Source organism: Burkholderia sp. KCJ3K979 (genome assembly GCF_016759955.1).
GTDB lineage: Bacteria > Pseudomonadota > Gammaproteobacteria > Burkholderiales > Burkholderiaceae > Burkholderia > Burkholderia orbicola.
Genome location: NZ_JACFYV010000056.1, coordinates 1 through 25,127, shown reverse-complemented (window position 1 = coordinate 25,127; position 25,127 = coordinate 1). Strand labels below are relative to the sequence as shown.

Genomic DNA, 25,127 nt, shown 5'->3' with positions numbered 1-25,127 from the left:
CGCATGTGCGCGTCGCGGTGGGGCGGGCGAGACCGCCCGGTTGCGCCGGCCGGCCGACGCGCCAGGCCGGTGCGCGTGCGGTCAGTTGCGATGCAGCTGCATCGTCGCGCGGTCGAGTTCGCCCTTGACGACCATCGGCATCACGGCAAGCGCGCGTTCGATCGATGCGTCGATCACGTCCTGTTCCTCGCGGCGCGGCGGTTTCAGCACGAAGTTCGCGACGTCGGGCTTCGCGCCGGCGCGCGCGCTTTCCGGGATCAGGTCGCGCGGGTGGCCGATGCCGATCCGCAGCCGCCAGTATTGCTGCGACGACAGGTGCGCGGTGATGTCCTTCAGCCCGTTGTGGCCACCGCTGCCGCCGCCGAGCTTCAGCTTCACGGTGCCGGGCGGCAGGTCGAGCTCGTCGTGCGCGACGAGGATCTGGTCGGGCAGGATCTTGAAGAATTGCGCGAGCGCGACGACCGACTGGCCGGAGCGGTTCATGTAGGTCTGCGGCTCGAGCAGATGAACTTCCTCACCATGCAGGCGTGCTTTCGCATAGAAGCCGTGAAAGCGGCGTTCGTCGCGCAGCGTCGTGCCGGCTTCGCGGGCGAGCTGGTCGATCAGCCAGAAGCCGGCGTTGTGGCGCGTCGCGGTGTATTCCGCCCCGGGATTGCCGAGGCCGACGATCAGTTTGATCATGACGTTTCGAAGGCGGCGGCAGCCGCCTGGGCGCAGAAAAAGAAAAACCCGCCGGGCAAGCCGCGGCGGGTTGCGTCGACCGTTTCGTGAAACGGATCGATGGAGCGCGTACGCAGCCGCTTAAGCAGCCGGCGTTTCGCCTTCTGCTGCGTCCGACACGGCGCCAGCCGGGACCGTCGCCGAAGCGATGACCGGGTTTTCCGCGTCGACGTGCGCGACCAGCGCGACGCCCTTCGGCAGCGCGATGTCCTTCGCGTGCAGCGACTGACCGGCTTCGATCTTCGACAGGTCGACTTCGAGGAACTCCGGCAGGTCGGCCGGCAGGCACTCGATTTCGATTTCCGTTGCGACGTGCGAAACGATCGCGCTCGACAGCTTCACGGCCGGGCTGACTTCTGCGTTCAGGAAGTGCAGCGGTGCCTTCGTGTGCAGCTTCTTCTTCGCGTCGACGCGCTGGAAGTCAACGTGCAGCACGAGTTGCTTGAACGGGTGGTATTGCACGTCGCGCAGCAGAACCTGTTGCGACTGGCCAGCCACTTCCAGGTCGAGGATCGACGAGTGGAAGGCTTCCTTCTTCAGTGCATGCCACAGCGCGTTGTGATCCAGTTCGATCTTTTGCGGGGCTGCTTCGCCACCGTAGACGATACCCGTGGTCTTACCGGCGTTGCGCAGGCGGCGGCTCGCACCCGTACCTTGCTGTTGGCGCTCGAAAGCGACGACTTTCATGTGATTCTCCATTTGCTGCCCGCGACCAGGCAGTAAAACGGGGCCATCAAGCGGCCCCCGATGAAACGGCCGGGGTTTCGTCTATCCCGTCCGATTGTGCAAAAAGCGAAGCGTTGCCGCTTCGCTTTCTGCGCATGCTTCGTTCCGTCGATTCGCGATCAGGATTCCGCGAACAGCGACATCACCGAATCGCCTCGGCGAATCCGCGAGAACGTCTCGGCCAGCAGGCTCGCGCTCGTCAGCGAGCGGATCTTCGAGCACGCCAGCGATTCGGCCGACAGCGGAATCGTATCGGTGACGACCAGCTCGTCGAGTTCCGACGCGGCGATGCGATCCGCGGCGCCGCCCGACAGCACGGGGTGCGTCGCGTACGCGAACACCTGCTTCGCGCCGCGATCCTTCAGGACTTGCGCGGCCTTGCAGAGCGTGCCGGCCGTATCGACCATGTCGTCCATGATCACGCAGGTGCGGCCTTCGACTTCACCGATGATGTTCATCACTTCGGCGACGTTCGCCTTCGGGCGACGCTTGTCGATGATCGCGAGATCGCAGTTGAGCTGCTTCGCGAGTGCCCGGGCGCGCACCACGCCGCCGACGTCCGGCGACACGACGAGCAGATCCGAGTAGTTCTGCTTGCGCAGATCGCCCAGCAGGATCGGCGTCGCGTAGATGTTGTCGACCGGGATGTCGAAGAAGCCCTGAATCTGGTCGGCGTGCAGATCCATCGTGATGATCCGCTCGACGCCGGCGATTTCCAGCATGTTCGCGACGACCTTCGCCGAGATCGCGACACGCGCCGAACGCGGGCGACGATCCTGACGGGCATAGCCGAAGTAGGGGATGGCAGCAGTGATCCGGCCGGCGGATGCGCGCTTGAGCGCATCGACCATGATCATCAGTTCCATCAGGTTGTCGTTCGCCGGTGCGCACGTGGATTGCAGGACGAAGACGTCCTTGCCGCGCACGTTTTCCTGGATCTCGACCTGGATCTCGCCGTCGGAGAAACGGCTGACCATTGCTTTGCCGAGGGGGATACCAAGGATATTGACGACTTCCTGGGCGAGCGCGGGATTCGCGTTGCCAGTAAAGACCATCAGGCCATCATGGCTGTGGCTGCTCATCGTGCACCTGCTTCAGGCTTGGGCGGGAAATGCGGGAAAATTTTTGGCAGGGGAGGAAGGACTCGAACCCTCGCATGCCGGAATCAAAATCCGGTGCCTTGACCAACTTGGCGACTCCCCTACACTTAACTGATAACTTCACCGAACTTGTGTAGGCCGTTCGGCAAAGTAAAACTTCATGACGCGAAAGCGAAGAGCGGATGCTCGTTCAGACTCTCGGCAACTGCGCCATTCCAACTGGCGGGCAGTTTGGCTTTCGCCGCTTCTGCCTCGTGCTTGCTGTGAAACGCTGCAAACACGCTTGCTCCGGAGCCGGTCATCCTCGCGGGGGTCACATCATACAACCATTTGACCACCTGCGCAACTTCCGCGTACTTCCTTGTTACAACTTCCTGCATATCGTTCCGGCCGAAGCTATCTGGCCATTCCGCATCGCTGGTTTGCTGTGCAAGAAAGTCAGCAATTGTGACGGGCTTCGTATCTCTTGTCAACAACTCATCTGAAAATATTTCAGCGGTCGGGACATGAACGCGTGGCGTCACAACCAAGAACCAGCGAGTCGGCAATTCTACCTCAGCTAATTCTTCTCCGATACCCTCTGCGAACGCATTTTTTCCAAAAATAAAAAACGGGACGTCGGCGCCGAGTTTGACCGCGAGCGACTGAAGCTCGGCGCGCGGCAAATCGAGTTGCCACAGGCGGTTCAGCGCGAGCAGCGTCGTCGCCGCGTCGGAGCTGCCGCCGCCGAGGCCGGCGCCCATCGGCAAGATCTTGTCGATCTCGATGTCGACGCCGTGCGCGGTACCCGTATGCGTTTTCAGCAGGTTGGCCGCGCGCACGACGAGATCGCTTTCCTCGGGCACGCCGGGCACGTCGGTGACGCGTGCGACGCGGCCGTCGTCGCGCAGCGTGAAGTGCAGCGTGTCGCCCCAGTTCAGCAGCTGGAATACGCTCTGCAGATCGTGATAGCCGTTCGGACGACGGCCGGTGATGTGCAGGAACAGGTTGAGTTTCGCGGGCGCCAGGCAGTTGCGCAGCGAGCGGGTCGAATCGGTCATGCGGGTATCGGGGCTAGGCGCGCGTGCTCACTGATCGAGCACGAGCTTGATGTCGAGCGGCGGCGTCGCGCGCACGAGGTTGACGCGTTTGACGCCCGTGGCCGGGGCATCCGCGTAGGCAAGGTAGTCGATCGTCCAGCCGTCCTGGCGCAACTGCTTGATGCGCGTGCCGTCGGCCGGGTCGCGCACGGTTTCGGCGGGCGTCGCGGGCGCGGCGGTCGGCAGCAGCCAGTAGCGCAGGCCCGCGAGCGGCAGCTCGAAGCCGAGCGTCTTCTGCATCAGGTCGCCGACGTCAGGCGCATATTGGGTCGGCCGGTTCGGCAATTCGAGCGACGCCGCGCGCGGCGTCGACTTCACGACCGCGAGCGTCTGGCCGAGCGGGCTGCGCAGTTCGAGCGACACGTCGTCGCCGTGCTCCTGCCAGTCGAAGTTGCCGTACACGTTCTGCGGGTTGCCGAGACGATCGTGGTAGCGCACCGCGAAGCGGCCATGGTAGGCATGCGTTGCGGCCGTTTGCAGTACGGCGCCAGTCGGTGCATTGGCCGACGGCGGCGTGCTCGCGCAGCCGGCGAGCGCGAGCGCCGCGCCGGCCGCGGCCAGCGTGCGCTGCGCGCGGCAGGACAGGGAAAACATCGGGAACATCTGCATCAGAGGCCGTTGATCTGCAGGCGTTTCAGCGTCTGCACGAGCGTTTCGTTGTCGGGCTCGAGCTTCTGCGCGGCACGCCACGCGTTGCGCGCGTCGTCCTGCGCGCCGCTCTTCCACAGCACTTCGCCGAGATGCGCGCCGATTTCGGCGTTCGGCTGCAGCTCGTATGCACGCTGCAGCACCTTCGTCGCGCCGGCCGTGTCGCCCATCCGGTACTTCACCCAGCCGAGGCTGTCCATGATGTACGCGTCGTTCGGCGCGAGCGCCATCGCCTTGTCGATCAGCTTGCTGGCCTCGGGCAGGCGCTGGTTGCGATCGGCGAGCGAATAGCCGAGCGCATTGTAGGCCTGCGGGTTGTCGGGCTGCGTACGGATCAGCTCGCGCAACTGCTTTTCCATCGTCGCGTAGTGGCCGGTCTTTTCGGCCGCCATCGCGTAGTCGTAGCGCAGGTCGGGGTCGTCCGGGAAGTCCTGGACGGCCTGCCCGAGGCGCGCCTCCGCTTCCGGATAGCGCTTCGCGGTGAACAGGATCGACGCATCGGTGCGCGCCACCACGGCCGCGTCGCGCGGATCCGAGATCGGCAGGTTGTCGAGCACCTTGCGCGCCTCGTCGGTCTTGCCCTGTTTCTGCAGCAGCTGCGCGCGCGTGATCTGCGCGGGCAGGTAGTGCTGGCTCGTCTGGTCGACCTTGTCGAGCCATTGCGACGCCTGCGCGTCGTTGTTCTGGTCGATCGCGATCTGCGCGAGGTAGATGTAGCCCTGGCCGACGTCGAGGTTCAGCTGCTTGTCGCCGAGCTGCACGTACTGCTTCAGGTAGCCGGTCGCCTCGTCGAGTTTCTTCTGCTGGATCTTGATCAGCGCGAGCGCCATCAGCGGCGTCGGGTCCTTCGCGTCGAGCTTGCGCATCGTCTCGAACTGCTTCTGCGCGTCGTCGAGGCGATCGTCGGCGAGATAGAGCTGCGAGAGCGCCAGCCGCGCGTCGCGCGACTTCGGATTCTGCTGAACATACTTCTCGAACGACGCGATGCCCGCCGCACGTTCCGCCGGCCCCATCTGCGACAGCATCAGCGCTGCCGGCAGGTAGTCGGGGCGGAGCTGCAGCGCCTGCTTCAGCGACTGCGCGGCGCCGTCCTTGTCGTCGACCGCGAGCTGCTGCCGCGCGATCGCGAGCTGCGCCTCGGGGCGATTCATGTCGTTCTTCAGCATGTCCTTCAGCACCGCGAGGCCGCCGACGCGGTCGGGGCCGCGCACCAGCAGCGCCTGCAGCGCGAGGATCGCGGGGCCGCGCGTGTCGCCGCTCGCGCGGGCCAGCTCGCGCGCGAGCATCGGCTGCGCGTCGGCCGGCTTGCCGGCGAGCACCAGCAGCGCGGCGTCGACCTGCGACGCCCGGTTCGAATCCGGTGCGTACTGACGCCACAGGTTCGCGGCGGAAAGCGCGTCGGCCGGGCTCTGCGCGCCGAGCGCGATTTCGGTCGCGCGCTGCGCCATGCGCGGATCGCGCGTGTCGCGGGCCAGCGCGAGGTAGGTCTGGTAGGCCGGCGCCGGCTGGTTGCGCTGGAGCGCGACCTCGGCGGCGAGCACCTGGTAGACGATCTGGCTCGTCAGCGGCACGCCGGGGAGATTCTTCTGCTCGTCCGGCATCACATGCTCGAACGCACCCTGCGGCTCCGCGTCGTCCGATGCCGGATCCTGCGCGTGGGCCGGAAAGGCGGTGAGGGTCCAGACGGCAAACAGCGCGGCACCGAGTGCACGGCGGACCGGGAAGGCGCGCGCGCCGCGCACGGCGGCGGGGCGCTCCTGAAGCAGCTTCGAGGGCAGGGTCATGGAAATCCGTTCGATGTTTCAACCGATTGTAACGCGCTCGCTACAATACACGCACGATCGTGATAGGGTCCGCTTACCTGTGGAACCCCCATGCGAATGCCCGAAATCGCCCGCCTCGCGTGCCGCCAGGCGGGCGATTTCGGGCATTCCCGTGTTTCATTTCGGGGTCGCCGCGAGAACGGCCGTTCTCGTGGCGACGCATGCGCGTTCACCCTGTAAACAGACCGTAGCCTCAGACCCGCAAAACATGCCAGAGTTGCCAGAAGTCGAAGTCACGCGCCGGGGCATCGAGCCCTTTGTCGCGGGCCGCCGCGTCGAGCGTGTCGACGTCCGTACCGCGATGCTGCGCTGGCCCGTGCCGGCGGGGCTCGCCGAGCAGTTGCGCGCGCGCGAGGTGCTCGCCGTCGAGCGCCGCGGCAAGTACCTGCTGTTCGAAGTCGATGCGGGCTGGTTCATCGTCCATCTCGGGATGACGGGCACGCTGCGCGTGCTGCCCGCGGCCGGCGTGCCGGTCGCCGCGAAGCACGACCACGTCGACTGGATCTTCGACGAATTCGTGCTGCGCTTCCGCGATCCGCGCCGCTTCGGCGCCGTGCTGTGGCACCCGCGCGAAGCAGGCGACGTGCATGCGCATCCGCTCCTCGCGAGCCTCGGCGTCGAGCCGTTCTCGCCGGCGTTCACCGGCGCGCTGCTGCATGCGCGTACGCGCGGCCGTACGGTGTCGGTCAAGCAGGCGCTGCTCGCGGGCGACATGGTCGTCGGTGTCGGCAACATCTATGCGTCGGAGAGCCTGTTTCGCGCCGGCATCCGTCCGACGACGGCCGCCGGCAAGGTTTCGCTGCCGCGCTACGAGCGGCTGGCCGACGCGGTGCGCGCGACGCTCGCCGACGCGATCGAGCGCGGCGGCAGCACATTGCGCGATTTCGTCGGCAGCAACGGCGAAAGCGGCTACTTCCAGCTCGATTGCTTCGTCTACGATCGTGCCGGCCAGCCGTGCCGCGTTTGCGGCACGCCGGTTCGCCAGATCGTGCAGGGTCAGCGGTCGACCTATTTCTGCCCGACGTGCCAGCGTTGAAACCCTTTTCCACAATTCGATAACTTGAAGCCGCCCCGCATCGCCCCCGCTCCGTTCCCCGTCACGCCGCTGCACCGCACGTTCGCCACACGTCTCGTCGCGTGGCAGCGCGCGCATGGCCGCCATGACCTGCCATGGCAGAACACCCGCGATCCGTACCGGATCTGGCTGTCGGAAATCATGCTGCAGCAGACGCAGGTATCGACCGTCATTCCGTATTACACGCGCTTTCTCGACCGCTTCCCGGACGTCGCCGCGCTCGCGGCCGCGCCGAGCGACGACGTGATGGCGTTGTGGGCGGGTCTTGGCTACTACTCGCGCGCGCGCAACCTGCACCGCTGCGCGCAGGTCGTCGTCGCCGAGCACGGCGGTGTGTTTCCGGCGACGCCCGACGCGCTGGCCGAACTGCCGGGCATCGGCCGTTCGACGGCCGCCGCGATCGCGTCGTTTGCGTACGGTGCGCGCGCGACGATCCTCGACGGCAACGTGAAGCGCGTGCTTGCGCGGGTATTCGGCGTCGAGGGCTTTCCGGGCGAGAAGCGTGTCGAGAACGACATGTGGGCACTCGCCGAATCGCTGCTGCCCGATGCCGCGAACCCGGCCGACGTGAGCGCGTATACGCAGGGGCTGATGGATCTGGGCGCGACGCTGTGCGTGCGCGGCAAGCCCGACTGCGCACGCTGCCCGTTCGCGGGCGACTGCGTCGCGCAATCGACCGGCCGCCAGCGCGAACTGCCGGCCGCGCGGCCCAAGAAGGCCGTGCCGACACGCAAGACCTGGATGCTCGTGCTGCGCGACGGCGACGCCGTGCTGCTCGAGCGAAGGCCGCCGACCGGCATCTGGGGCGGACTGTGGAGCCTGCCGCAAGCGGACGGCGATGCCGCGCTCGCGGAGCTTGCGCGCGGTTTCGGCGGCGGCGGCACGGTGCCGCTCGCGCCGCTCACGCATACGTTCACGCATTTCCGGCTCGAGATCGAGCCGCGGCTGAGCGATCTGGCGGACGGCGGTGGCCTGCCGTCGCAGGCGCGCGACGCAGACACCGCATGGGTGCCGCTGAGCCGGCTCGACGCGTACGGCGTGCCGGCGCCCGTGCGCAAGCTGCTCGATGCGCTGAGCGGGCCGCTGCTGTAACGAACGGGAAGGGCGCGGCGCGGGCCGCGTTTGGGAAGGTGCCGTGTGGCCGCGCGCAGGAGAGGTCGTCGGGCGGGCGCGGCACGCGATGCGCGGCGGCTCGGGCGCGGCAGTGGCAGTTACAGCCAGCCGTGCCGGTCGAGTACGTGGTGCACGGCGTCGATGCGCGCGCCCACGTCCGGAAACTCCATCAGCTTCTGCCGCGCGCGCAGGTCGAGCGGCAGCAGCTCGGCGAGGCGATTCGACACCCAGCTCGGATCGTCGAGGCGGAACGGTTCGCCGAACGGCATTTTCTCCGGATCGGACTTCTTCAGCGCGTCGATGATGCGCTCGAGCACCTCGGCGCACGAGCCGAACTGGGCGAGCGCCTGTTCGCCTTCGAGCGGGATGTCGTCGGGCAGCGGCTCCGCGATGCCGACCAGCAGCCCGTTGCCTTCGACGCGATACGACAGCAGCTCGAAACGCTGCGTGCCGACCGCCTGCAGATATAGCATCCCGAATTCGCCGGTATCGCACTCGGTGATGCGCGCCATGCAGCCGATGGTTTCGGGCACCGACACCGCGCCGTCCTGCGCGACTTCGGGCCCGCTCTTCAGCAGGCACACGCCGAACGGTGCGTCGTCGCGCAGGCATGCGCGCGACATGTCGAGATAGCGCGCCTCGAACACCTTGAGCGGGAGCAGCCCTCCGGGAAACAGCACCGTGTGCAGCGGAAACAGCGGCAGGTCGATCAGGGTGGTCGATAGGGAGGACATGGCGCGCGGGCGTGGGGGCGGGTGTCGCTAGGGTCGGTCGACCTCGGAGACGAGCCGCGACGACGCGTCGACATCCACTGGCGCGTCACGATGCCGCACGATCACGTTCGCGTCGCGCGCGAGGCGCGCGGCGAGCGTTTCCGCGATGAACACCGAGCGATGCTGGCCGCCCGTGCAGCCGATGGCGACGGTCAGGTAGCTGCGGTTGTCATCGCGGAAGTGCGGCAGCCATTTCATCAGGAACGCATGGATGTCGTCGATCATCTGATGGACGATCGGCAGTGCGTCGAGAAAGGCGATGACCGGCTGGTCGAGCCCGGTGAGCGGGCGCAACTGGTGGTCGTAGTACGGATTCGGCAGCACGCGCACGTCGAACATCAGATCGGCGTCGAGCGGCACGCCGCGCTTGAAGCCGAACGATTCGAACATCACCATCAGGTCGTTGTTCTTTTGCTCGATGAAGCGCTTGACCCAGGTGCGCAGCGCGTTCGCGCGCAGCGTGCTGGTGTCGATCTGGTGGCCGAATTCGGCGAGCGGCGCGACGAGTTCGCGCTCGCGCTCGATCGCTTCCTCGAGCGACGACAGCAGGCCGACGTCCGCATCGTGCGACCGCGAGCCGGACAACGGATGGCGGCGGCGCGTTTCGGAGAAGCGCTGGATCAGCGCCTGGGTGCTCGCATTGAGGAACAGCACGCGCACGTCGTGCTCGCGGGACAGCTCGCGGATCAGCCCGGGCATTTCGTCGAGCGACGCGCTCGAGCGCGCGTCGATCGCGACCGCGAGCCGGCGCTGGCCGTCCTGCGCGAGGTAGCGGGCGAGTTCGGGGAGCACGTGCGGCGGCAGGTTGTCGACGCAGTAATAACCTGCGTCTTCGAGCGCGTTCAGCGCGACGGACTTGCCTGAGCCGGAGATGCCGGTGATGAGGACGATGCGCATGGGAACAGAGAATCCTGACGTTTCATCATAGCACCGGCTCGACGCGTCGGCGTTGCGCGGCCGGCGCGTGCGGGTTACACCAGTTTGCCGGGGAACTGACTGTCGGGATCTTGCATCGCGAGTCGTTGCCGATCCATGAAATCGCGCAACGTGTCGATTCCGCGCAACTGCAGGATCGTGTTCCGGACGGCCGCCTCGACGAGCACCGCGAGGTTGCGGCCGGCCGCGACCTGGATCGTGACCTTGCTGATCGGCAACCCGAGCACGTCGACGGTCTGGCTTTCGAGCGGCAGGCGCTGGAATTCGCCGTCGGGGCGCCGCACGAGCTGAACGATCAGCTTCAGCTTCATTTTCCGCCGCACCGCCGTTTCGCCGAAGATCGTCTTGATGTCGAGCAGGCCGAGGCCGCGCACTTCGAGCAGGTTCTGCAGCAGCGGCGGGCAGCGCCCTTCGACGAAATCGGGGCCAAGACGGACGAAATCGACCGCGTCGTCGGCGACGAGGCCGTGCCCGCGGCTGATCAGCTCGAGGCCGAGCTCGCTCTTGCCGAGGCCCGAATCGCCGGTCAGCAGCACGCCCATCCCGAGGATGTCGAGGAACACGCCGTGCAGCGTCGCGCGCGGCGCGAGGATGCGCGACATGTAGAGCCGCAGGCTGTCGATCACGGCGGCGGCGGACATCGGCGTCGTGAACAGCGGGGTGGACGAGCGCGTGCAGCGCAGCACCAGTTCGGGTGGCGCCGCGGCGCCACCGGCGACGACGAGGAACGGCGGTTCGAGCGCGATCAGCTCGGCCATGTGGCGCGAACGGTCTTCGTCGGTCTGGCGCTGGTAGTAGTCGATTTCGGCTTCGCCGAGCACCTGGATCCGGTTCGGGTGGATCAGGTTCAGGTGGCCGACGAGGTCGGCGCTCGACGTTGCGTTGCCGACCGTGTCGGCCGAAAAGCCGCGTTCCCAGCCTTCATGCCCCGTCAGCCAGCTCAGTTTCAGCGTGGCTGCGTTGTCGTCGAAGATGCTCTGGGCGTTGATGCTGGACGTATCCATGACTCTCGTCACTCCAATGGGCCGGTGCGGGCGCGCGGCGACGGACGTCGCCATGCCGGGCCGGCGCCGGGCGGCCCTGGACGGCGGCGTGGGCCGCCTCGTACGGGGAAATATTCCGCCCGGAACAACTCAAGGTTGCCACTGAGTGAGCAGGCGATGCAACTCGGCGATATCCGTTTCGTTGTGCAGACGCTCGCGTGCGTCGCGATCGGACAGCAGTTGCGCGATTTCCGACAGGATCTCGAGGTGCTGCTGGGTGGCTTGCTCGGGGACGAGCAGGAAGATCAGGAGGCCGACCGGCTGGCCGTCGGGCGCTTCGAACGGGATCGCATCGGCGAGGCGGACGAACGCGGCGAGCGGGTGCTTGAGGCCCTTGATGCGGCCGTGCGGAATCGCGACACCTTCGCCGAGCCCGGTCGAACCGAGGCGCTCGCGCGCGAACAGGTTGTCCGTGACGGTGCTGCGGCCGATGCCGTTCTGATTCTCGAACATCAGCCCGGCTTGTTCGAAGACGCGTTTCTTGCTGGTGACCGAGAGGTCGATGACGACGTTCTCTATGGGCAGGATTTTGGCTAGGCGATTCATGTTGGCAGGCGATTGGGCGGCCTGGGGTCTCCTTGCGGCGGCGGACTGATTTTCCATGTTCTGCGATATCACGGCATGTGGCATGGCAACCTGCAACGCAGCTACCGCATCCAACACCCCCCGGCGATAACCGGAACATTATAGAGCACAGCCGCGTGCGTGGCGCAGCACGGACGGACCGGTTGCACCTCCGCGCGGAGTGGCAAAAAAAACGCCCGGCGAACCGGGCGGCGTGCGTGTTGCGGTGACGGTTATTGCGGCGGCAGCTCGATCTGGTCGATCGACGGCTGCAGCTTGATCGGGTCGTGCGCGTGCGTTTGCAGGCGCTCCATGTGCTTGACGACCTGGCGATCCAGCTTGTCGATCAGCAGATCGATCGCGGCGTACAGGTTGCCGTTCGCGCTTTCGACGAAGATGTCCTTGCCCTTCAGGTGCAGGTTGATTTCCGCGCGCTGCTGCTTGTCCTTTTCCTTGTGGTTGTCGACCGAGAGGATCACAGTGCCATCGATCACCTGATCGCTATGCCGTAGCACCCGGTCCAGCTTGGTGATCACGTATTCGCGAATTGCAGGCGTGACTTCGAGATGATGTCCACTGATCTTCAGGTTCATAGTGCTTCTCCAAGCGAGTGGCCACCCGGCCGCATCGAGGCGGCGCTCCGGTCGACTTGCCCGTGCCGCACGAAGCGGCGTATCGCGGACAGATCGTCCGGCCTGTTCCCCGTGTGCGCGGTGGCCGGGACACGCCTGCCGCCGGGCAGGCAGCAGGCTTAAAGAGACTTGCGCAGATTCACTGCCGGGATCTTGAGGGCTTCGCGATATTTCGCAACCGTGCGGCGCGCGACCACGAAACCCTGTTCTGCCAGCAGCTCGGCAATGCGGCTGTCCGAAAGTGGCGATTTTGGGTCTTCAGCTCCTATCAGTTGCTTGATGAGGGCTCGGATGGCGGTCGACGAGGCGGCGCCACCGGTGTCGGTCGAGACGTGAGATCCGAAGAAGTACTTAAATTCAAGCGTCCCGAACGGGGTCAGCATGTACTTCCCGGTTGTCACACGGCTGACAGTCGACTCGTGTAGGCCCAGCGTATCAGCTATTTCCCGCAAAACCAAGGGGCGCATGGCAATTTCACCGTGCGCAAAGAAATTCTTCTGACGCTCGACAATAGCCTGCGCGACACGCAGGATCGTGTCGAAACGCTGCTGGATGTTCTTGATCAACCAGCGCGCTTCCTGCAGCTGCTGTTTCAACGATCCGGCCGACGGATCGCCGCGGCTGTTGCGCAGGATGTTCGCGTACAGGTTGTTGATCCGCAGGCGCGGGACGACCTCCGGATTGAGCTCCGCGAGCCATCCCTGGCCGGCCTTCTTCACGATGATGTCGGGCACGACGTAGTCGGCCTCGGCCTTGCCGTAGGCGGCGCCGGGGAACGGCTCCAGCGAGCGGATCAGCGCGTGCGCGTCGCGCAGCGCGTCGTCGCTCGCCTTCAGGTGCTTGCGCAACCGGGTGAAGTCGCGTGCGGCGAGCAATTCGAGATGCTGCGACACGATCTCGAGCGCGAGCGTGCGCGTGGGGGACGGATCGAGACGCAGCAGCTGCAGCTTCAGGCATTCCGAGGCCGAGCGCGCGCCGACGCCGGCCGGGTCGAAGCTGTGCAGCAGCGCGAGCGCCGCGTTCAGTTCGTCGCAGTCGATTTCCAGTTCGGGCGGCAGGTCGGCGAGCACTTCGTCGAGCGTGGCGGTCAGGTAGCCGTCGTCGTCGAGCGATTCGATCAGGAACATCACGAGCGCGCGATCGCGCGGGCCGGCCTGCGTGACGCGCAACTGCGCCGAGAGATGATCGCGCAGCGACGTCGCGGCTTCCTGCACCTGCAGCGGCGGCAGGTCGTCGTCGTCGGACGCACCGCTCGAGCGGCCGTATTCGTCGAGATTCCACTGCGGGCCGTCGTTGCCGTCACCGGACCCGTAACCGTCGTATTCGTCGGCGCCGGCCGGCTCGTCGCGCTCGGCGCGATCGCTGGACGTGCTGCTGCCGTTGGTCGCGGTGGGCTCGGTGTTCTGTGCGGGCGGCGTCTGCGCGATCAGCGATCCGTCCGCCGCGACGCGCAGCGGGCTGGCGATCCATTCGTCGTCGTTCTCGAGCAGCGGGTTCTGCGCGACGGCCATCGCGACTTCCTGCTGCAATTCGAGCGTCGACAACTGCAGGAGCCGGATCGACTGCTGCAGCTGAGGCGTCAGCGCAAGATGTTGCGACAGGCGGAGTTGAAGGCTGGCTTTCATGGCAAGGAGGGAGTCATACCGGCAGTTTGCCACGACCCAGGCGCATTGAGCCATCCGCGATTACGCGCGGCGTGCCGCCCGGCCGCGGGCAGGGCCGCGGGCGTGGATGCAAAGCGGGGCGCAGCCCCGCGCGGCGATGCCGGGCGGGGTGCAGCCAGCCACGAGGAGGACGTTACATGCGGAAGTGTTCGCCGAGGTACACGCGGCGCACGCTTTCGTTTTCGATGATTTCGCTCGGCGCGCCGGCGGCCAGCACCGAACCGTCGCTGATGATGTACGCGTGGTCGCAGATGCCGAGCGTTTCGCGGACGTTGTGGTCCGTGATCAGCACGCCGATGTTGCGCTGTTTCAGGAACTTGACGATCTTCTGGATCTCGAGCACCGCGATCGGATCGACACCGGCGAACGGTTCGTCGAGCAGGATGAAGCTCGGGTTGGTCGCGAGCGCGCGCGCGATTTCGACGCGGCGCCGTTCGCCGCCCGACAGCGACAGCGCGGGGTTCTCGCGCAGATGGCCGATCTGCAGCTCGTCGAGCAGCGCTTCGGTACGCGACGAGATCGCGTCCTTCGACAGCCGCTTGCCGTCCTCGCCGTGCTGCAGCTCGAGCACCGCGCGGATGTTTTCCTCGACGGTCAGCTTGCGGAACACGGACGCTTCCTGCGGCAGGTACGACAGGCCGAGCGACGCGCGCTTGTGGATCGGCAGCAGGCTGATCGAGCTGCCGTTCAGCGAGATTTCGCCCGCGTCCGTCGGCACGAGGCCGACGATCATGTAGAACGACGTGGTCTTGCCGGCGCCGTTCGGGCCGAGCAGACCGACGACTTCGCCGCTCTTCACGTCGAGCGACACGTCCTTGACGACCGTGCGCGAGCCGTAGCGCTTCTTCAGGTTGCGGACGACGAGCGAACTCGTGGTGCCGGCCGGCTGGCGGTTCGGGAGCGCGTTCATTGGCCCGGCGCCCCCTGGATCGTGGTCGACGGCGACAGCTTGGCCGGCGCCCCGTTCAGCGGCGCGGGGCCGCCGCTCTTCGGCGACAGCATCGCGCGCACGCGGCCGTTCGGGTTGCCCGGCGCCGCGACGTCCTTGCCGCCCTTCGCGGTGTAGAAGTCGCGCTGGCCGTCGTACGTGATCACGCTGCCGTGCACGGTGTCGGCGATCGTCGACGTGCCCTGCAGGCGGCGCACGGTCGCGGCGGTGGTCAGCGTGGTGAGATCCTGCTTGCCGTCGTAGTCGATGCGCTCGGCGTCGCCGTCGATGTATTCGTCGAGGCCTTCGCGCTTCTGGCGGAACGTCGCGTGCTTCTTGCCGCTGCCGAACGACGTCGCGTACTGATAGCCTTCCGGGTCCTGGCGCACTTCGACGCGGTCGCCCTTGATGATGATCGTGCCCTTCGTGATCACGACGTTGCCGGTCGCGACCGTCACCTGCTTCAGATCGTCATAGGTCAGGTTGTCGGCCTCGACGTTGATCGGCTTGTTCTGGTCGGCCTTCTCGGCATGGGCGAGCGGCGCCAGCCCGACGAGCGGGAGCGCCACGAGCGTCGCGGCGAGCGCGGCGCGGACGGCGCGCGCAGCGCCGCCGGAAATCTGTCGAGGGAACGGTTCGTTCATGCAGTCACGTGAGGGATGCGTCACTTGGGTTGACCTTTCGAGCCGCCGGACGTGTCCGCCGCGGCGATCGTGCCGCGCACGTTGCCGTAAAGCTCGATGACCCGGGTGACGTTGTTGTACTTCATGCCGTCGGTCGCGTTGACGAGCGACAGGCCGCGCTGAAGTTTAACCGGCTTTTCGGTCTGGATCACATCGTCATTGACGAAGATCCGGAAATGCTGGGAATCGGCCTGCATCTGCGGATCGCCGCCGCCGGCCGCGCGCAGGATGCGCGCATCGTCGTACAAATCGACGATCGACACGTCGCCGTTGACGGTGCCGCGCTTCGCGGTGGTCGTCACGACCGGCTTGCCGGGCTGGAACGCACGCATGGCCGGATCGGTCAGGTCGCTGCCTTCGGTGTCTTCGTAATGGACCAGCTTCGCGGCCGTCAGCCGGTACTGGGTCGTGCCGGTCTGGTCGAGCTCGGTGACCGAGAAGTTGTCCGCGAAATAGTCGGGCGTGTGGCGCTTCGGCTGCGCGATGCCCTCGCCGGGCGGTGGCAGCGTGGCCTGCAGCAGCCACCACGTGATGCCTGCGAGCGCGGCGACCGCGGCGAGCGGCAGCATCTGGGTCCAGCGGAAATGCGTGCTCATCGGTCAGGCTCCGCAGGCGGCGGCGAGCAGCGCGTCGTAGCGGCGCTGCGCGCGCAGGATCGCATCGCAGACCTCGCGCACGGCGCCGTGGCCGCCGCGGGCCTCGGCGACCCAGTGCGCGCGGGCGATCACCTCGGGGTGCGCGTTCGCGGGGGCCGTCGCGAAGCCGCAGCGCAGCATCACCGGCAGGTCGGGCCAGTCGTCGCCCATGTAGCCGCAGGCGTCGGCCGTCAGGCCGAGCGACGCGATCAGCTCGCCGAACACGGTGAGCTTGTTTTCGACGCCCTGGAACAGGTGCGCGATCTTCATTTCCTTCGCGCGGGCCGCGACGATCTCCGAGCGGCGGCCCGTGATGATCGCGGTCGCGATGCCGGCTTCGCCGAGCAGCTTCACGCCGTGGCCGTCGAGCGAATTGAACGATTTCATCGCGTCGCCGGCCGCGGTAAACAGCAGGCCGCCGTCGGTCAGCACGCCGTCGACGTCGAAAATCATCAGCTTCACGCGGCTCGCGCGTTCGGCCGCAGTCAGCGCTGCACTCATCAGATCACCTTCTTCGAAAACAGGTCGTGCATGTTCAGCGCGCCGATCAGGGCGCCGTCGGCATCGACGACCAGCATCTGGTTGATCCGGTGGCGCTCCATCAGTTCCACGGCCTCGACCGCCAGGTGGTCCGGCGCGATCGTGCGCGGGTCGCGCGTCATGACTTCGGTGATCGGCAGCGTGCGGAAGTCGCCGTCGCGCGCGAGCACGCGGCGCAGGTCGCCGTCGGTGAAGATGCCGGCGACCTTGCCGTCGGCGTCGACCACGGCCGTCATGCCGAGGCGCTTCGCGGTGATCTGGAACAGCGCGTCCGACAGCGTCGCATTCAGCCCGACGGACGGGACGTCGTCGCCCGAGCGCATCACGTCTCGCACGTAGGTGAGCAGGCGCCGGCCGAGCGCGCCGCCCGGATGCGAGCGCGCGAAATCCTCCGAGCCGAAGCCGCGCGCGTCGAGCACGGCGACGGCGAGCGCGTCGCCGAGCGCGAGCGCGGCAGTCGTGCTCGCGGTGGGCGCGAGGTTCAGCGGGCACGCTTCCTTCGACACCGCGGCGTTCAGGTTCACGTCGGCGAGCGTGCCGAGGCTCGACCCCGCACGGCCCGTGATCGCGATCAGCTTCGCGCCGATCCGCTTCACGAGCGGGAGGATCGCGACGAGTTCTTCCGATTCGCCGGAATAGGAGATGCCGATGAAGACGTCGTCGGAGGTGACCATCCCGAGGTCGCCGTGGCTGGCCTCGGCAGGGTGGACGAAGAAGGCCGGCGTACCGGTGCTGGCCAGCGTGGCTGCGATCTTGCGGGCGATATGCCCCGATTTGCCGATCCCGGAGACCACGACGCGGCCGCGGCAGCCAAGCAGCAGCGCCACGGCCTGGACGAAGTCGCCGTCGAGCTGGTCGCGCAGCGCGCGCACGGCGTCCGCCTCGATGTCGAGCACGTCGCGGGCGAGCGCGAGCGCCCGATCATCATTGATTTTCGCTATCATGCGCGGAGTATAGCAAAGGCGTTTGTTCGCCGCGCCGGCCTTCGGACTCGTCCGAAGCAGCCTGTCCACCGCCACCACCCCGCGCCCGCATTGCCGTGGCCCCGACGAACGAGGATGCTTCGCCTGTGATTTCCCCGCTCGAAATGACCCTGCTGCTGCTGCTGGCCTCAGTGGTGGGCGTCGTCGTATTCCGCTCGTTGAACCTGCCGCCGATGCTCGGCTACCTGACCGTCGGCATCCTGGTCGGCCCGCACGCATTCGGCGTCGCGGCGGATCTCGAACGGGCCGAGCACCTCGCGGAATTCGGCGTGGTGTTCCTGATGTTTTCGATCGGCCTCGAATTCTCGCTGGCGAAGCTGAGGTCGATGCAGCGGCTCGTGTTCGGGCTCGGCCTCTTGCAGGTCGTCGCGACCCTCGTGCTCGCGCTCGTGCTCGGCGCGCTGTTCGAGCACTGGGTGCACATCACGTGGCAGGGCAGCATCGCGCTCGGCGGTGCGCTCGCGATGTCGTCGACGGCGATCGTGTCGAAGATGCTCGCCGAGCGGCTCGAGATCGAGACCGAGCACGGCCGCAACATCTTCGGCGTGCTGCTGTTCCAGGATCTCGCGGTCGTGCCGCTCTTGATCGTGATCGCCGCGTTCGGCGCCGAATCGTCGAAGGATCTCGCGCTCACGCTCGGCTTCGCGGCGGTCAAGATCGTGATCGCGCTCGCGCTGCTGCTCGTCATCGGCCAGCGCTTCATGACGCGCTGGCTCAACGTCGTCGCGCGGCGCCGCTCGCAGGAGCTGTTCGTGCTGAACCTGCTGCTCGTCACGCTCGGCGCCGCGTTCATCACCGACCGCTTCGGCCTGTCGCTCGCGCTCGGCGCGTTCATCGCCGGGATGCTCATTTCCGAGACGCCGTTCCGCCATCAGGTGGAAGAGGACATCAAGCCGTTTCGCGACGTGCTGCTCGGCCTGTTCTTCGTGACGACGGGGATGCTGCTCGACCCGCGCGTGATCTGGGAGCATCCGTTGATCGTGCTCGGCTTCTTCGTCGGGCAGATCCTGTTCAAGGCGACGATGATCGCCGGGCTCGCGCGGCTGTTCGGCGCGACGCCGGGCGTCGCGATGCGCACCGGCATCGGCCTCGCGCAGGCCGGCGAATTCGGCTTCGTGCTGCTGAACCTGATCCTCGACCGGCATCTCGTCGATTCGACGCTGCTGCAGGCGATCCTCGCGTCGATGCTGCTGTCGATGCTCGCCGCGCCGTTCCTGATCCAGAACGCCGACCGCATCGTGATGCGGCTGTCGTCGACGGAATGGATGCAGCAGTCGCTGCAGATGACGCGGATCGCGACGCAAAGCCTCAAGCAGCGCGGCCACGTGATCATCTGCGGCTACGGCCGCGCCGGGCAGAACCTCGCGCGCATGCTCGAACAGGAAGGTATTTCGTACGTCGCGCTCGACCTCGACCCCGATCGCGTGAGCGCGGCGGCGACCGCCGGCGAATCGGTCGTGTTCGGCGACGCGGCGCGCCGCGAGTCGCTGCTCGCGGCCGGTATCCACCGGGCGGCGGCCGTCGCGATCACCTACGCGAACACGCCGTCCGCGCTGCGCGTGCTGCATCACGTGCACGAGCTCGAGCCGACGCTGCCCGCGATCGTGCGTACCGTCGACGATGCCGATCTCGAGAAGCTGCTCGCGGCCGGCGCGACCGAGGTGATTCCTGAGATCGTCGAGGGCAGCCTGATGCTCGCGTCGCACACGCTGGTGCTGGTCGGCGTGCCGATGCGCAAGGTCGTGCGGCGCGTCGAGGAGATGCGCGACGAGCGCTACAGCCTGCTGCGCGGCTATTTCCGCGGCGCGGACGATGCGGACGACGACGATCACGAGCAGGTGCGGCTACAATCGGTGCCGGTCGATGCGCGCGCGGACGCGGTCGGGCGTTCGCTGGAAGAACTCGGGCTGTACGCGCTCGGGCTGGAAGTCACGGCGATCCGCCGGCACGGCATCCGCGGCGTCGAACCCGATCCGCAGACCAAGCTGCGCGCGAGCGACATCGTGGTGCTGCGCGGGTTGCCCGAGGCGCTCGCGCTCGCGGAGGAGCGGTTGTCGCGCCATCGGCGCGATCCGCCGGCCGCGGCTGCGTGAGCCGCGATTCACAACCCGACCCGTATTGATCAGAAACGGTGCCCGATCTTCGCGCACCGTTTTTTTCGGAGAGTTTCATGCCGCATTCGTCGCCGGGCGCACCGCTCGATCCGGTCGCCTTCATCCACAGCCAGATCCGCACGGTGCCTGACTGGCCGCAGCCCGGCGTGCAGTTCCGCGACATTACGACGCTGCTGCAGAGCCCGAAGGCGCTGCGCGTCCTCGTCGACCTGTTCGTCGAACGCTATGTCGATGCGAAGCTCGACTACGTCGCGGGGCTCGATGCGCGCGGCTTCATCATCGCGCCGATCGTCGCGTACGAGCTGAGCGTCGGCTTCGTGCCGATCCGCAAGGTCGGCAAGCTGCCGTACAAGACGCGTTCGGAGTCGTACGACCTCGAATACGGCAGCGCGACGGTCGAGATCCACGAAGATGCGTGCAAGCCCGGCGACCGCGTGATCATCATGGACGACCTGATCGCGACCGGCGGCACGATGATGGCGGGGCGCAACCTGCTGCAGCGGCTCGGCGCGGAGGTCGTCGAAGGCGCGGCGATCATCGACCTGCCGGACCTCGGCGGCTCGACGCTGCTGCGCAACGCCGGACTGACGGTCTATACCGTTACCGAATTTTCCGGCCACTGAACGCCGGTCGTCGGGGTTTGCCGTCCCGGCTGGCCTCGGTTCACGCTTGGTTCACCGCTTGGTTCACCTTCCGCAGCGAGGTCACGATGCCCAACTTCATGCTGTTTCTCGCCACGTCGGTCGCGATCACGTTCGCGCCGGGTCCCGACAACCTGCAGGTGCTCGCCCGCGGCATCTCGCAGGGCCGCGCGGCCGGCTTCGTCGCCGCGCTCGGCTTCACGGCGGGAATCCTGTTCCACACGACGCTCGCGGCGCTCGGCGTGGCGGCCGTGCTGCGTTCGTCGCCGGTCGCGTTCCAGATCCTGAAGCTCGCGGGCGCCGCGTACCTCGTGTGGATCGGCATCAAGGCGCTGCGCAGCCAGGGTCTCGCTAACGCGCATGCGCGGCCGCCGCAGCCGCTCGGCACGATCTTCCGGCAGAGCGTGATCGGCAACCTGATGAACCCGAAGGTCACGCTGTTCTTCGTCGTGTTCCTGCCGCAGTTCGTCGATCCGCACGGCGCGCAGGGCGTGACGCTGCAGATGTTCGAGCTTGGCGCGCTGTTCATGCTGCAGACGGCCGCGGTCTTCTCGCTGTTCGGCGTCGGCGCGGGCATGATCGGCACGTGGCTGAAGCGGCGCCCGAAGGCCGGCGTGTGGCTCGACCGGATCGCGGGCGCCACGTTCATCGCGATCGGCATTCGCGTCGCGCTGAAGGATTGATGACGATGACGTTTCCGTGCATCGCGGCCGCGCGCCGCTTCGATCCGGCCGCGCACCTGCGTTTCGAGATCGCCGGCCAGGCGGTCGGCTGGGTGCGCCGCCAGGACGTCGCGAAGCTCGTGCGCTGGCCCGACGTGTTCGAGCTGACCGGCGAGCGGGTCGTGCTGTCGGCGCGCTACGATTCGGTCGACGCGCGCAGCATGGCGCTGGCCAGCGCGATCGGCGCGCTCGCGGCCGAAGGCGCGATTCCCGGCTGGCGCGACGAGATCTATGCGATCCGCAACCGCTTCGACGATCCGCCGCTCGCGTACATCGAGCGCGCCGCGTCGCGCTTCTTCGGCACGCAGACCTATGCGGTGCACGTGAACGGCATCGTAGAATATGCGGTTACGCCGGGCGAGCCGTCCGTCGCGGCCGCGCCGAAGATGTGGCTCGGCCGCCGCAGCGCGACCAAGGCGACCGACCCCGGCATGCTCGACAACGTCGTCGCGGGCGGGATCGGCTGGGGGCTGGGCGTTCACGAGACGCTCGCGAAGGAATGCTGGGAAGAAGCCGGCATTCCGGCCGACCTGGCGGCGCGCGCGATCGCGGGCCGCACGGTGCAGGTACTGAACTCGCTGCCGGAAGGCACGCAGTCCGAATTGATCTTCGTGTACGACCTGCCGCTGCCGCACGATTTCGCGCCGCGCAACCAGGATGGCGAAGTGGCCGAACACCTGCTGGCCGGCGTGCCCGAGGTGATCGGCTGGCTGCGCGAAGGCCGCGCGACGATGGATGCGAGCCTCGCGACGCTCGACACGCTGCTGCGCCACCGCTGGATCGCGGCGGCCGACGCGGCCGGCATCGACGCGCTGTTCGTGCCGGCTGCATGACGTGCACCGCGACGCGCGCCGCGCGGCGCGAACGGGCAATTTGACGAATACGGAAACAATGGGAGTAGCGGTCATGCCGACCGATCACAGCTTTATCTTGAAACTGTCGTGCCCTGACCGGCACGGCATCGTCCATGCGGTCTCGGGCTTCCTGTTCGAGCGCAGCAACAACATCCTCGATTCCGCGCAGTTCGGCGACAGCCGCACCAGCGAGTTCTTCATGCGCGTGCACTTCGAACAGGACGGCGGCGGCGTGGATGCCGCGTCGGCGCTCGACACGCTTCGCAAGGAATTCGCGCCGCTCGCCGAACAGTTCTCGATGCGTTGGGAGCTGCACGATGCGGCCGTGAAGCCGCGCGTCGTGATCATGGTGTCGAAGATCGGCCACTGCCTGAACGATCTGCTGTTCCGCTATCGCACCGGCCAGCTGCCGATCGAGATTCCGGCGATCGTGTCGAACCACAAGGAGTTCTACCAGCTCGCGGCGAGCTACAACATTCCGTTCCATCACTTCCCGCTGATCGGCGGCTCGTCCGATGCCGCGAAGGCCGCGCAGGAAGCACGCGTGCTGGAAGTGATCGACGAGCATCAGGCCGATCTCGTCGTGCTCGCGCGCTACATGCAGATCCTGTCGCCGAACATGTGCGAGCAGCTCGCCGGGCGCGCGATCAACATCCACCATTCGTTCCTGCCGAGCTTCAAGGGCGCGAAGCCGTACTACCAGGCGTTCGACCGCGGCGTGAAGCTGATCGGCGCGACCGCGCACTACGTGACGACCGATCTCGACGAAGGCCCGATCATCGAACAGGAAGTCGAGCGCGTCGACCACAGCATGACGCCCGACCAGCTGACCGCGATCGGCCGCGACGTCGAGTGCGTGACGCTCGCGCGGGCGGTGAAGTGGCACGTCGAGCACCGGATCGTGCTGAACGGGACGAAGACGGTCGTGTTCCGCTGATCCGTCGGCCCCCAACGGCCGGCTCCACAAGCGAAAACGCCGCGCCCTTCACGGGGCGCGGCGTTTTTGTTTGCCGGTGGCGAGCGGGCGGCTTCAGATCAGCCGCAGCAGGTACAGCTCGCGTTTCAGGTACGCATAGAAGATCGGCGCGGCGATCACGCCCGGCAGCCCGAACGCGGCTTCCATGATCAGCATCGCGAGCAGCAGCTCCCACGCGCGCGACTCGATCTGGCCGCCGATGATCTTCGCGTTCAGGAAGTATTCGAGCTTGTGAATGACGACGAGGAACGCGAGCGACGCGATCGCGGTGCCCATGCTGACCGACAGCGACACCGCGACGATCAGCGTGTTCGAGATCAGGTTGCCGATCACCGGCAGCAGGCCGACGATGAACGTGACCAGCACGAGCGTTTTCGACAGCGGCAGCCGCTGATGGAAGATCGGCAGCGCGACGAGCAGGTAGATGCCGGTGAAGGCCGCGTTGATCGCCGAGATCTTGATCTGCGCGAACACGATGCGGCGGAACGCGTCGGCGAAGCGCGACACGCGCGTGACGAGCGCGGTCGACAGCGGCCGGCGCACCTTGCCTTGCTCGACGCCGATCGCGATCATCGCGCCGATGATCATCCCGAACAGCACGTGGCCGAAGCCGCGCGCGACGCTCTTGCCGCTTTGCTGGAGCTGGTCCATGTGCGAGTGCATCAGCACGGCCGCCTTCGTCTTCATCTGTTCGACGTCGACGGGCAGCAGGTTGGCGATCCAGGCCGGCGTGCGTGCGCGGGTCTGCTCGACGATCTGCATCAACTGGCCGAGCAGGCTCTGCAGGTTCGGCACCGTGTGCTCGAAATGCTCGATGATGGCGAGCGTCAGGCCGGTGAGCGCGCCGACGATCGCGATCGACAGCAGCACGACGGCGACCCAGCGCGCGCGCATGCTGGTGGTATGGCGTTCGATCACGGGCGCGATCGTGTGGATCAACTGGTAGACCAGCAGGCCGGCCAGCATCCCGCCGAGCAGCTTGAGCTCGAGGACGAGCCACATCATGACGAGCGCGAAGAGATAGCTGCCGATCTCGAGTGCCGACAGCTTCGGCAGGCTCAAGTCGCTCGTCAGCCGCACGCTGCGCAGGTGCGGCTCGCGGTTCTGCGTGTCGCGCGACTCTTGTTGCTTCTCCATCGTGGATTCCTGTCGTCCGTATGTCGTGCCGCGCCGCGCGCGGTAGCGCGCGGGTCGCCCGGCGCCGCACCGGATTGGTGCGGATGGCGAACCTTACGACCGTAAAGTATAGCTGCCATTATGGTCCGCAAACGGGCCGTTTGGCGCGTGGTGTAAACGCAGAAGGGAAAACGAGGGGGCGCGGCGGCTACGACGAGCGCGCGGCCGGGCGGCCGCGCGCGGGCAGGGTGGAACGGGCGTCAGCCGGCCGCGACTTTGCGGGTCGGACGCTTGAGCAGCGGTGCGAGGTACTTGCCGGTGAAGCTCGCCTTCGTCTTTGCGACCTGCTCGGGCGTGCCCTGCGCGATGATCTGGCCACCGCCGGCGCCGCCCTCGGGGCCGAGGTCGATCACCCAGTCGGCCGTCTTGATCACGTCGAGGTTGTGCTCGATGATCACGACCGTGTTGCCCTGGTCGCGCAGCCGGTGGATCACTTCCAGCAGCAGCGCGATGTCGTGGAAGTGCAGGCCGGTGGTCGGCTCGTCGAGGATGTACAGCGTGCGGCCGGTGTCGCGCTTGGACAGCTCCAGCGACAGCTTCACGCGCTGCGCCTCGCCGCCCGACAGCGTCGTGGCCGACTGGCCGAGGCGGATGTAGCCGAGGCCGACGTCGAGCAGCGTCTTCAGCTTGCGCGCGATGACCGGCACCGCGCTGAAGAACTCGTACGCATGCTCGACCGTCATGTCGAGCACTTCGCTGATGTTCTTGCCCTTGTACTGCACTTCGAGCGTTTCGCGGTTGTAGCGCTTGCCGTGGCACACGTCGCACGGCACGTAGACGTCCGGCAAAAAGTGCATCTCGACCTTCAGCACGCCGTCGCCCTGGCACGATTCGCAACGGCCGCCCTTCACGTTGAACGAGAAGCGGCCCGGATCGTAGCCGCGCTCCTTCGACGTCGGCACGCCCGAGAACAGCTCGCGGATCGGCGTGAACAGGCCCGTGTACGTGGCCGGGTTCGAGCGCGGCGTGCGGCCGATCG

Annotated in this window: 25 protein-coding genes, 1 tRNA gene and 1 pseudogene; 7 read left to right on the top strand and 20 right to left on the bottom strand. The window is 67.0% G+C overall.

Annotation, left to right across the window (positions count from 1 at the left end; genetic code table 11):
* Positions 1 to 81 precede the first annotated feature (81 nt).
* The 7 genes from pth to H3O04_RS14960 all read right to left on the bottom strand — a co-directional run bounded on the left by pth (position 82) and on the right by H3O04_RS14960 (position 6,057).
* Positions 82 to 681: an aminoacyl-tRNA hydrolase gene (gene pth / locus H3O04_RS14990; RefSeq protein WP_006477776.1), complete on the bottom strand. Its 600-nt coding sequence runs from the start codon at positions 679 to 681 to the stop codon at positions 82 to 84.
* Positions 682 to 801: 120 nt separating this feature from the next.
* Positions 802 to 1,407 (bottom strand): 50S ribosomal protein L25/general stress protein Ctc, encoded by a 606-nt coding sequence (locus tag H3O04_RS14985; RefSeq protein WP_011546248.1) that lies wholly within the window; start codon positions 1,405 to 1,407, stop codon positions 802 to 804.
* A 158-nt stretch (positions 1,408 to 1,565) separates the two neighbouring features.
* Entirely contained in the window at positions 1,566 to 2,528 is a 963-nt protein-coding gene (locus H3O04_RS14980; protein ID WP_006477778.1) for a ribose-phosphate pyrophosphokinase, read from the bottom strand.
* 44 nt (positions 2,529 to 2,572) lie between these two features.
* Positions 2,573 to 2,649, bottom strand: a tRNA-Gln gene (locus H3O04_RS14975).
* A 55-nt stretch (positions 2,650 to 2,704) separates the two neighbouring features.
* Positions 2,705 to 3,586: a 4-(cytidine 5'-diphospho)-2-C-methyl-D-erythritol kinase gene (gene ispE, locus H3O04_RS14970; RefSeq protein ID WP_124477315.1), complete on the bottom strand. Its 882-nt coding sequence runs from the start codon at positions 3,584 to 3,586 to the stop codon at positions 2,705 to 2,707.
* A 27-nt stretch (positions 3,587 to 3,613) separates the two neighbouring features.
* Positions 3,614 to 4,234: a lipoprotein insertase outer membrane protein LolB gene (lolB, locus tag H3O04_RS14965; RefSeq protein WP_202587963.1), complete on the bottom strand. Its 621-nt coding sequence runs from the start codon at positions 4,232 to 4,234 to the stop codon at positions 3,614 to 3,616.
* Positions 4,234 to 6,057: a tetratricopeptide repeat protein gene (locus H3O04_RS14960; protein ID WP_202587962.1), complete on the bottom strand. Its 1,824-nt coding sequence runs from the start codon at positions 6,055 to 6,057 to the stop codon at positions 4,234 to 4,236. Before H3O04_RS14960 ends, lolB begins: the two co-directional genes overlap by 1 nt.
* A 247-nt stretch (positions 6,058 to 6,304) precedes the next feature.
* Here H3O04_RS14960 and mutM point away from each other — a divergent pair, with 247 nt between their 5' ends.
* Positions 6,305 to 7,132: a bifunctional DNA-formamidopyrimidine glycosylase/DNA-(apurinic or apyrimidinic site) lyase gene (gene mutM, locus H3O04_RS14955; RefSeq protein ID WP_034174398.1), complete on the top strand. Its 828-nt coding sequence runs from the start codon at positions 6,305 to 6,307 to the stop codon at positions 7,130 to 7,132.
* Positions 7,133 to 7,156: 24 nt separating this feature from the next.
* Complete coding sequence (mutY, locus tag H3O04_RS14950) at positions 7,157 to 8,263, top strand: A/G-specific adenine glycosylase (RefSeq protein ID WP_011546242.1); 1,107 nt, start codon at positions 7,157 to 7,159, stop codon at positions 8,261 to 8,263.
* Between the two features lie 119 nt (positions 8,264 to 8,382).
* Here mutY and H3O04_RS14945 read toward each other — a convergent pair whose 3' ends face one another.
* The 11 genes from H3O04_RS14945 to kdsD all read right to left on the bottom strand — a co-directional run bounded on the left by H3O04_RS14945 (position 8,383) and on the right by kdsD (position 17,626).
* Positions 8,383 to 9,018, bottom strand: a complete 636-nt coding sequence (locus tag H3O04_RS14945) for an LON peptidase substrate-binding domain-containing protein (RefSeq protein ID WP_011546241.1) — start codon at positions 9,016 to 9,018, stop codon at positions 8,383 to 8,385.
* A 27-nt stretch (positions 9,019 to 9,045) separates the two neighbouring features.
* Positions 9,046 to 9,954 (bottom strand): RNase adapter RapZ, encoded by a 909-nt coding sequence (gene rapZ / locus H3O04_RS14940; protein WP_124477314.1) that lies wholly within the window; start codon positions 9,952 to 9,954, stop codon positions 9,046 to 9,048.
* A 74-nt stretch (positions 9,955 to 10,028) separates the two neighbouring features.
* A complete protein-coding gene (hprK, locus tag H3O04_RS14935; RefSeq protein WP_006483133.1) occupies positions 10,029 to 10,997 on the bottom strand; it encodes an HPr(Ser) kinase/phosphatase in 969 nt (322 codons plus the stop codon).
* A 129-nt stretch (positions 10,998 to 11,126) separates the two neighbouring features.
* Positions 11,127 to 11,666 (bottom strand): PTS sugar transporter subunit IIA, encoded by a 540-nt coding sequence (locus H3O04_RS14930; protein ID WP_034174662.1) that lies wholly within the window; start codon positions 11,664 to 11,666, stop codon positions 11,127 to 11,129.
* Between the two features lie 167 nt (positions 11,667 to 11,833).
* Positions 11,834 to 12,193 carry a ribosome hibernation-promoting factor, HPF/YfiA family gene (gene hpf, locus H3O04_RS14925; RefSeq protein WP_006477786.1) on the bottom strand — a complete coding sequence of 120 codons (360 nt, stop codon included), beginning with the start codon at positions 12,191 to 12,193 and terminating at the stop codon, positions 11,834 to 11,836.
* 158 nt (positions 12,194 to 12,351) lie between these two features.
* Positions 12,352 to 13,857: an RNA polymerase factor sigma-54 gene (locus tag H3O04_RS14920; protein WP_034174400.1), complete on the bottom strand. Its 1,506-nt coding sequence runs from the start codon at positions 13,855 to 13,857 to the stop codon at positions 12,352 to 12,354.
* A gap of 172 nt (positions 13,858 to 14,029) precedes the next feature.
* Complete coding sequence (gene lptB / locus H3O04_RS14915; protein WP_006477788.1) at positions 14,030 to 14,806, bottom strand: LPS export ABC transporter ATP-binding protein; 777 nt, start codon at positions 14,804 to 14,806, stop codon at positions 14,030 to 14,032.
* Positions 14,803 to 15,468, bottom strand: coding sequence for a lipopolysaccharide transport periplasmic protein LptA (lptA, locus tag H3O04_RS14910; protein WP_006477789.1), 666 nt, complete (start codon positions 15,466 to 15,468; stop codon positions 14,803 to 14,805). Before lptA ends, lptB begins: the two co-directional genes overlap by 4 nt.
* A 20-nt stretch (positions 15,469 to 15,488) precedes the next feature.
* Complete coding sequence (lptC, locus tag H3O04_RS14905) at positions 15,489 to 16,103, bottom strand: LPS export ABC transporter periplasmic protein LptC (RefSeq protein WP_054928051.1); 615 nt, start codon at positions 16,101 to 16,103, stop codon at positions 15,489 to 15,491.
* Positions 16,104 to 16,106: 3 nt separating this feature from the next.
* Positions 16,107 to 16,643, bottom strand: coding sequence for a KdsC family phosphatase (locus H3O04_RS14900; protein ID WP_054928050.1), 537 nt, complete (start codon positions 16,641 to 16,643; stop codon positions 16,107 to 16,109).
* Positions 16,643 to 17,626 carry an arabinose 5-phosphate isomerase KdsD gene (gene kdsD, locus H3O04_RS14895; RefSeq protein WP_200161460.1) on the bottom strand — a complete coding sequence of 328 codons (984 nt, stop codon included), beginning with the start codon at positions 17,624 to 17,626 and terminating at the stop codon, positions 16,643 to 16,645. Before kdsD ends, H3O04_RS14900 begins: the two co-directional genes overlap by 1 nt.
* Positions 17,627 to 17,751: 125 nt before the next feature.
* Here kdsD and H3O04_RS14890 point away from each other — a divergent pair, with 125 nt between their 5' ends.
* The 5 genes from H3O04_RS14890 (at position 17,752) to purU (ending at position 22,933) form a co-directional block, all read left to right on the top strand.
* On the top strand, positions 17,752 to 19,758 hold the full coding sequence (locus tag H3O04_RS14890) for a monovalent cation:proton antiporter family protein (RefSeq protein WP_012329236.1): 2,007 nt from the start codon (positions 17,752 to 17,754) through the stop codon (positions 19,756 to 19,758).
* 77 nt (positions 19,759 to 19,835) lie between these two features.
* Complete coding sequence (locus H3O04_RS14885) at positions 19,836 to 20,402, top strand: adenine phosphoribosyltransferase (RefSeq protein WP_200161459.1); 567 nt, start codon at positions 19,836 to 19,838, stop codon at positions 20,400 to 20,402.
* Between the two features lie 86 nt (positions 20,403 to 20,488).
* Positions 20,489 to 21,103 carry a LysE family translocator gene (locus H3O04_RS14880; protein ID WP_012329234.1) on the top strand — a complete coding sequence of 205 codons (615 nt, stop codon included), beginning with the start codon at positions 20,489 to 20,491 and terminating at the stop codon, positions 21,101 to 21,103.
* 5 nt (positions 21,104 to 21,108) lie between these two features.
* Complete coding sequence (locus tag H3O04_RS14875) at positions 21,109 to 21,975, top strand: NUDIX hydrolase (RefSeq protein WP_200161458.1); 867 nt, start codon at positions 21,109 to 21,111, stop codon at positions 21,973 to 21,975.
* A gap of 73 nt (positions 21,976 to 22,048) precedes the next feature.
* Positions 22,049 to 22,933: a formyltetrahydrofolate deformylase gene (purU, locus tag H3O04_RS14870; protein WP_006483149.1), complete on the top strand. Its 885-nt coding sequence runs from the start codon at positions 22,049 to 22,051 to the stop codon at positions 22,931 to 22,933.
* A gap of 93 nt (positions 22,934 to 23,026) precedes the next feature.
* On the opposite strand, the gene H3O04_RS14865 is transcribed toward purU, so the two are convergent.
* Positions 23,027 to 24,109 carry an AI-2E family transporter gene (locus H3O04_RS14865; RefSeq protein ID WP_006477797.1) on the bottom strand — a complete coding sequence of 361 codons (1,083 nt, stop codon included), beginning with the start codon at positions 24,107 to 24,109 and terminating at the stop codon, positions 23,027 to 23,029.
* Between the two features lie 239 nt (positions 24,110 to 24,348).
* Positions 24,349 to 25,127, bottom strand: a pseudogene (locus H3O04_RS14860) (excinuclease ABC subunit UvrA); the annotation flags it as partial.

Excerpts from the sequence above, each read along its gene's own strand:
- pth (WP_006477776.1), bottom strand. The coding sequence starts at position 681 with ATGATCAAACTGATCGTCGGCCTCGGCAATCCCGGGGCGGAATACACC.
- H3O04_RS14985 (WP_011546248.1), bottom strand. The coding sequence starts at position 1,407 with ATGAAAGTCGTCGCTTTCGAGCGCCAACAGCAAGGTACGGGTGCGAGC.
- H3O04_RS14980 (WP_006477778.1), bottom strand. The coding sequence starts at position 2,528 with ATGAGCAGCCACAGCCATGATGGCCTGATGGTCTTTACTGGCAACGCG.
- ispE (WP_124477315.1), bottom strand. The coding sequence starts at position 3,586 with ATGACCGATTCGACCCGCTCGCTGCGCAACTGCCTGGCGCCCGCGAAA.
- lolB (WP_202587963.1), bottom strand. The coding sequence starts at position 4,234 with ATGCAGATGTTCCCGATGTTTTCCCTGTCCTGCCGCGCGCAGCGCACG.
- H3O04_RS14960 (WP_202587962.1), bottom strand. The coding sequence starts at position 6,057 with ATGACCCTGCCCTCGAAGCTGCTTCAGGAGCGCCCCGCCGCCGTGCGC.
- mutM (WP_034174398.1), top strand. The coding sequence starts at position 6,305 with ATGCCAGAGTTGCCAGAAGTCGAAGTCACGCGCCGGGGCATCGAGCCC.
- H3O04_RS14945 (WP_011546241.1), bottom strand. The coding sequence starts at position 9,018 with ATGTCCTCCCTATCGACCACCCTGATCGACCTGCCGCTGTTTCCGCTG.
- rapZ (WP_124477314.1), bottom strand. The coding sequence starts at position 9,954 with ATGCGCATCGTCCTCATCACCGGCATCTCCGGCTCAGGCAAGTCCGTC.
- hprK (WP_006483133.1), bottom strand. The coding sequence starts at position 10,997 with ATGGATACGTCCAGCATCAACGCCCAGAGCATCTTCGACGACAACGCA.
- H3O04_RS14930 (WP_034174662.1), bottom strand. The coding sequence starts at position 11,666 with ATGCCACATGCCGTGATATCGCAGAACATGGAAAATCAGTCCGCCGCC.
- hpf (WP_006477786.1), bottom strand. The coding sequence starts at position 12,193 with ATGAACCTGAAGATCAGTGGACATCATCTCGAAGTCACGCCTGCAATT.
- H3O04_RS14920 (WP_034174400.1), bottom strand. The coding sequence starts at position 13,857 with ATGAAAGCCAGCCTTCAACTCCGCCTGTCGCAACATCTTGCGCTGACG.
- lptB (WP_006477788.1), bottom strand. The coding sequence starts at position 14,806 with ATGAACGCGCTCCCGAACCGCCAGCCGGCCGGCACCACGAGTTCGCTC.
- lptA (WP_006477789.1), bottom strand. The coding sequence starts at position 15,468 with ATGAACGAACCGTTCCCTCGACAGATTTCCGGCGGCGCTGCGCGCGCC.
- lptC (WP_054928051.1), bottom strand. The coding sequence starts at position 16,103 with ATGAGCACGCATTTCCGCTGGACCCAGATGCTGCCGCTCGCCGCGGTC.
- H3O04_RS14900 (WP_054928050.1), bottom strand. The coding sequence starts at position 16,643 with ATGAGTGCAGCGCTGACTGCGGCCGAACGCGCGAGCCGCGTGAAGCTG.
- kdsD (WP_200161460.1), bottom strand. The coding sequence starts at position 17,626 with ATGATAGCGAAAATCAATGATGATCGGGCGCTCGCGCTCGCCCGCGAC.
- H3O04_RS14885 (WP_200161459.1), top strand. The coding sequence starts at position 19,836 with ATGCCGCATTCGTCGCCGGGCGCACCGCTCGATCCGGTCGCCTTCATC.
- H3O04_RS14880 (WP_012329234.1), top strand. The coding sequence starts at position 20,489 with ATGCCCAACTTCATGCTGTTTCTCGCCACGTCGGTCGCGATCACGTTC.
- H3O04_RS14875 (WP_200161458.1), top strand. The coding sequence starts at position 21,109 with ATGACGTTTCCGTGCATCGCGGCCGCGCGCCGCTTCGATCCGGCCGCG.
- purU (WP_006483149.1), top strand. The coding sequence starts at position 22,049 with ATGCCGACCGATCACAGCTTTATCTTGAAACTGTCGTGCCCTGACCGG.
- H3O04_RS14865 (WP_006477797.1), bottom strand. The coding sequence starts at position 24,109 with ATGGAGAAGCAACAAGAGTCGCGCGACACGCAGAACCGCGAGCCGCAC.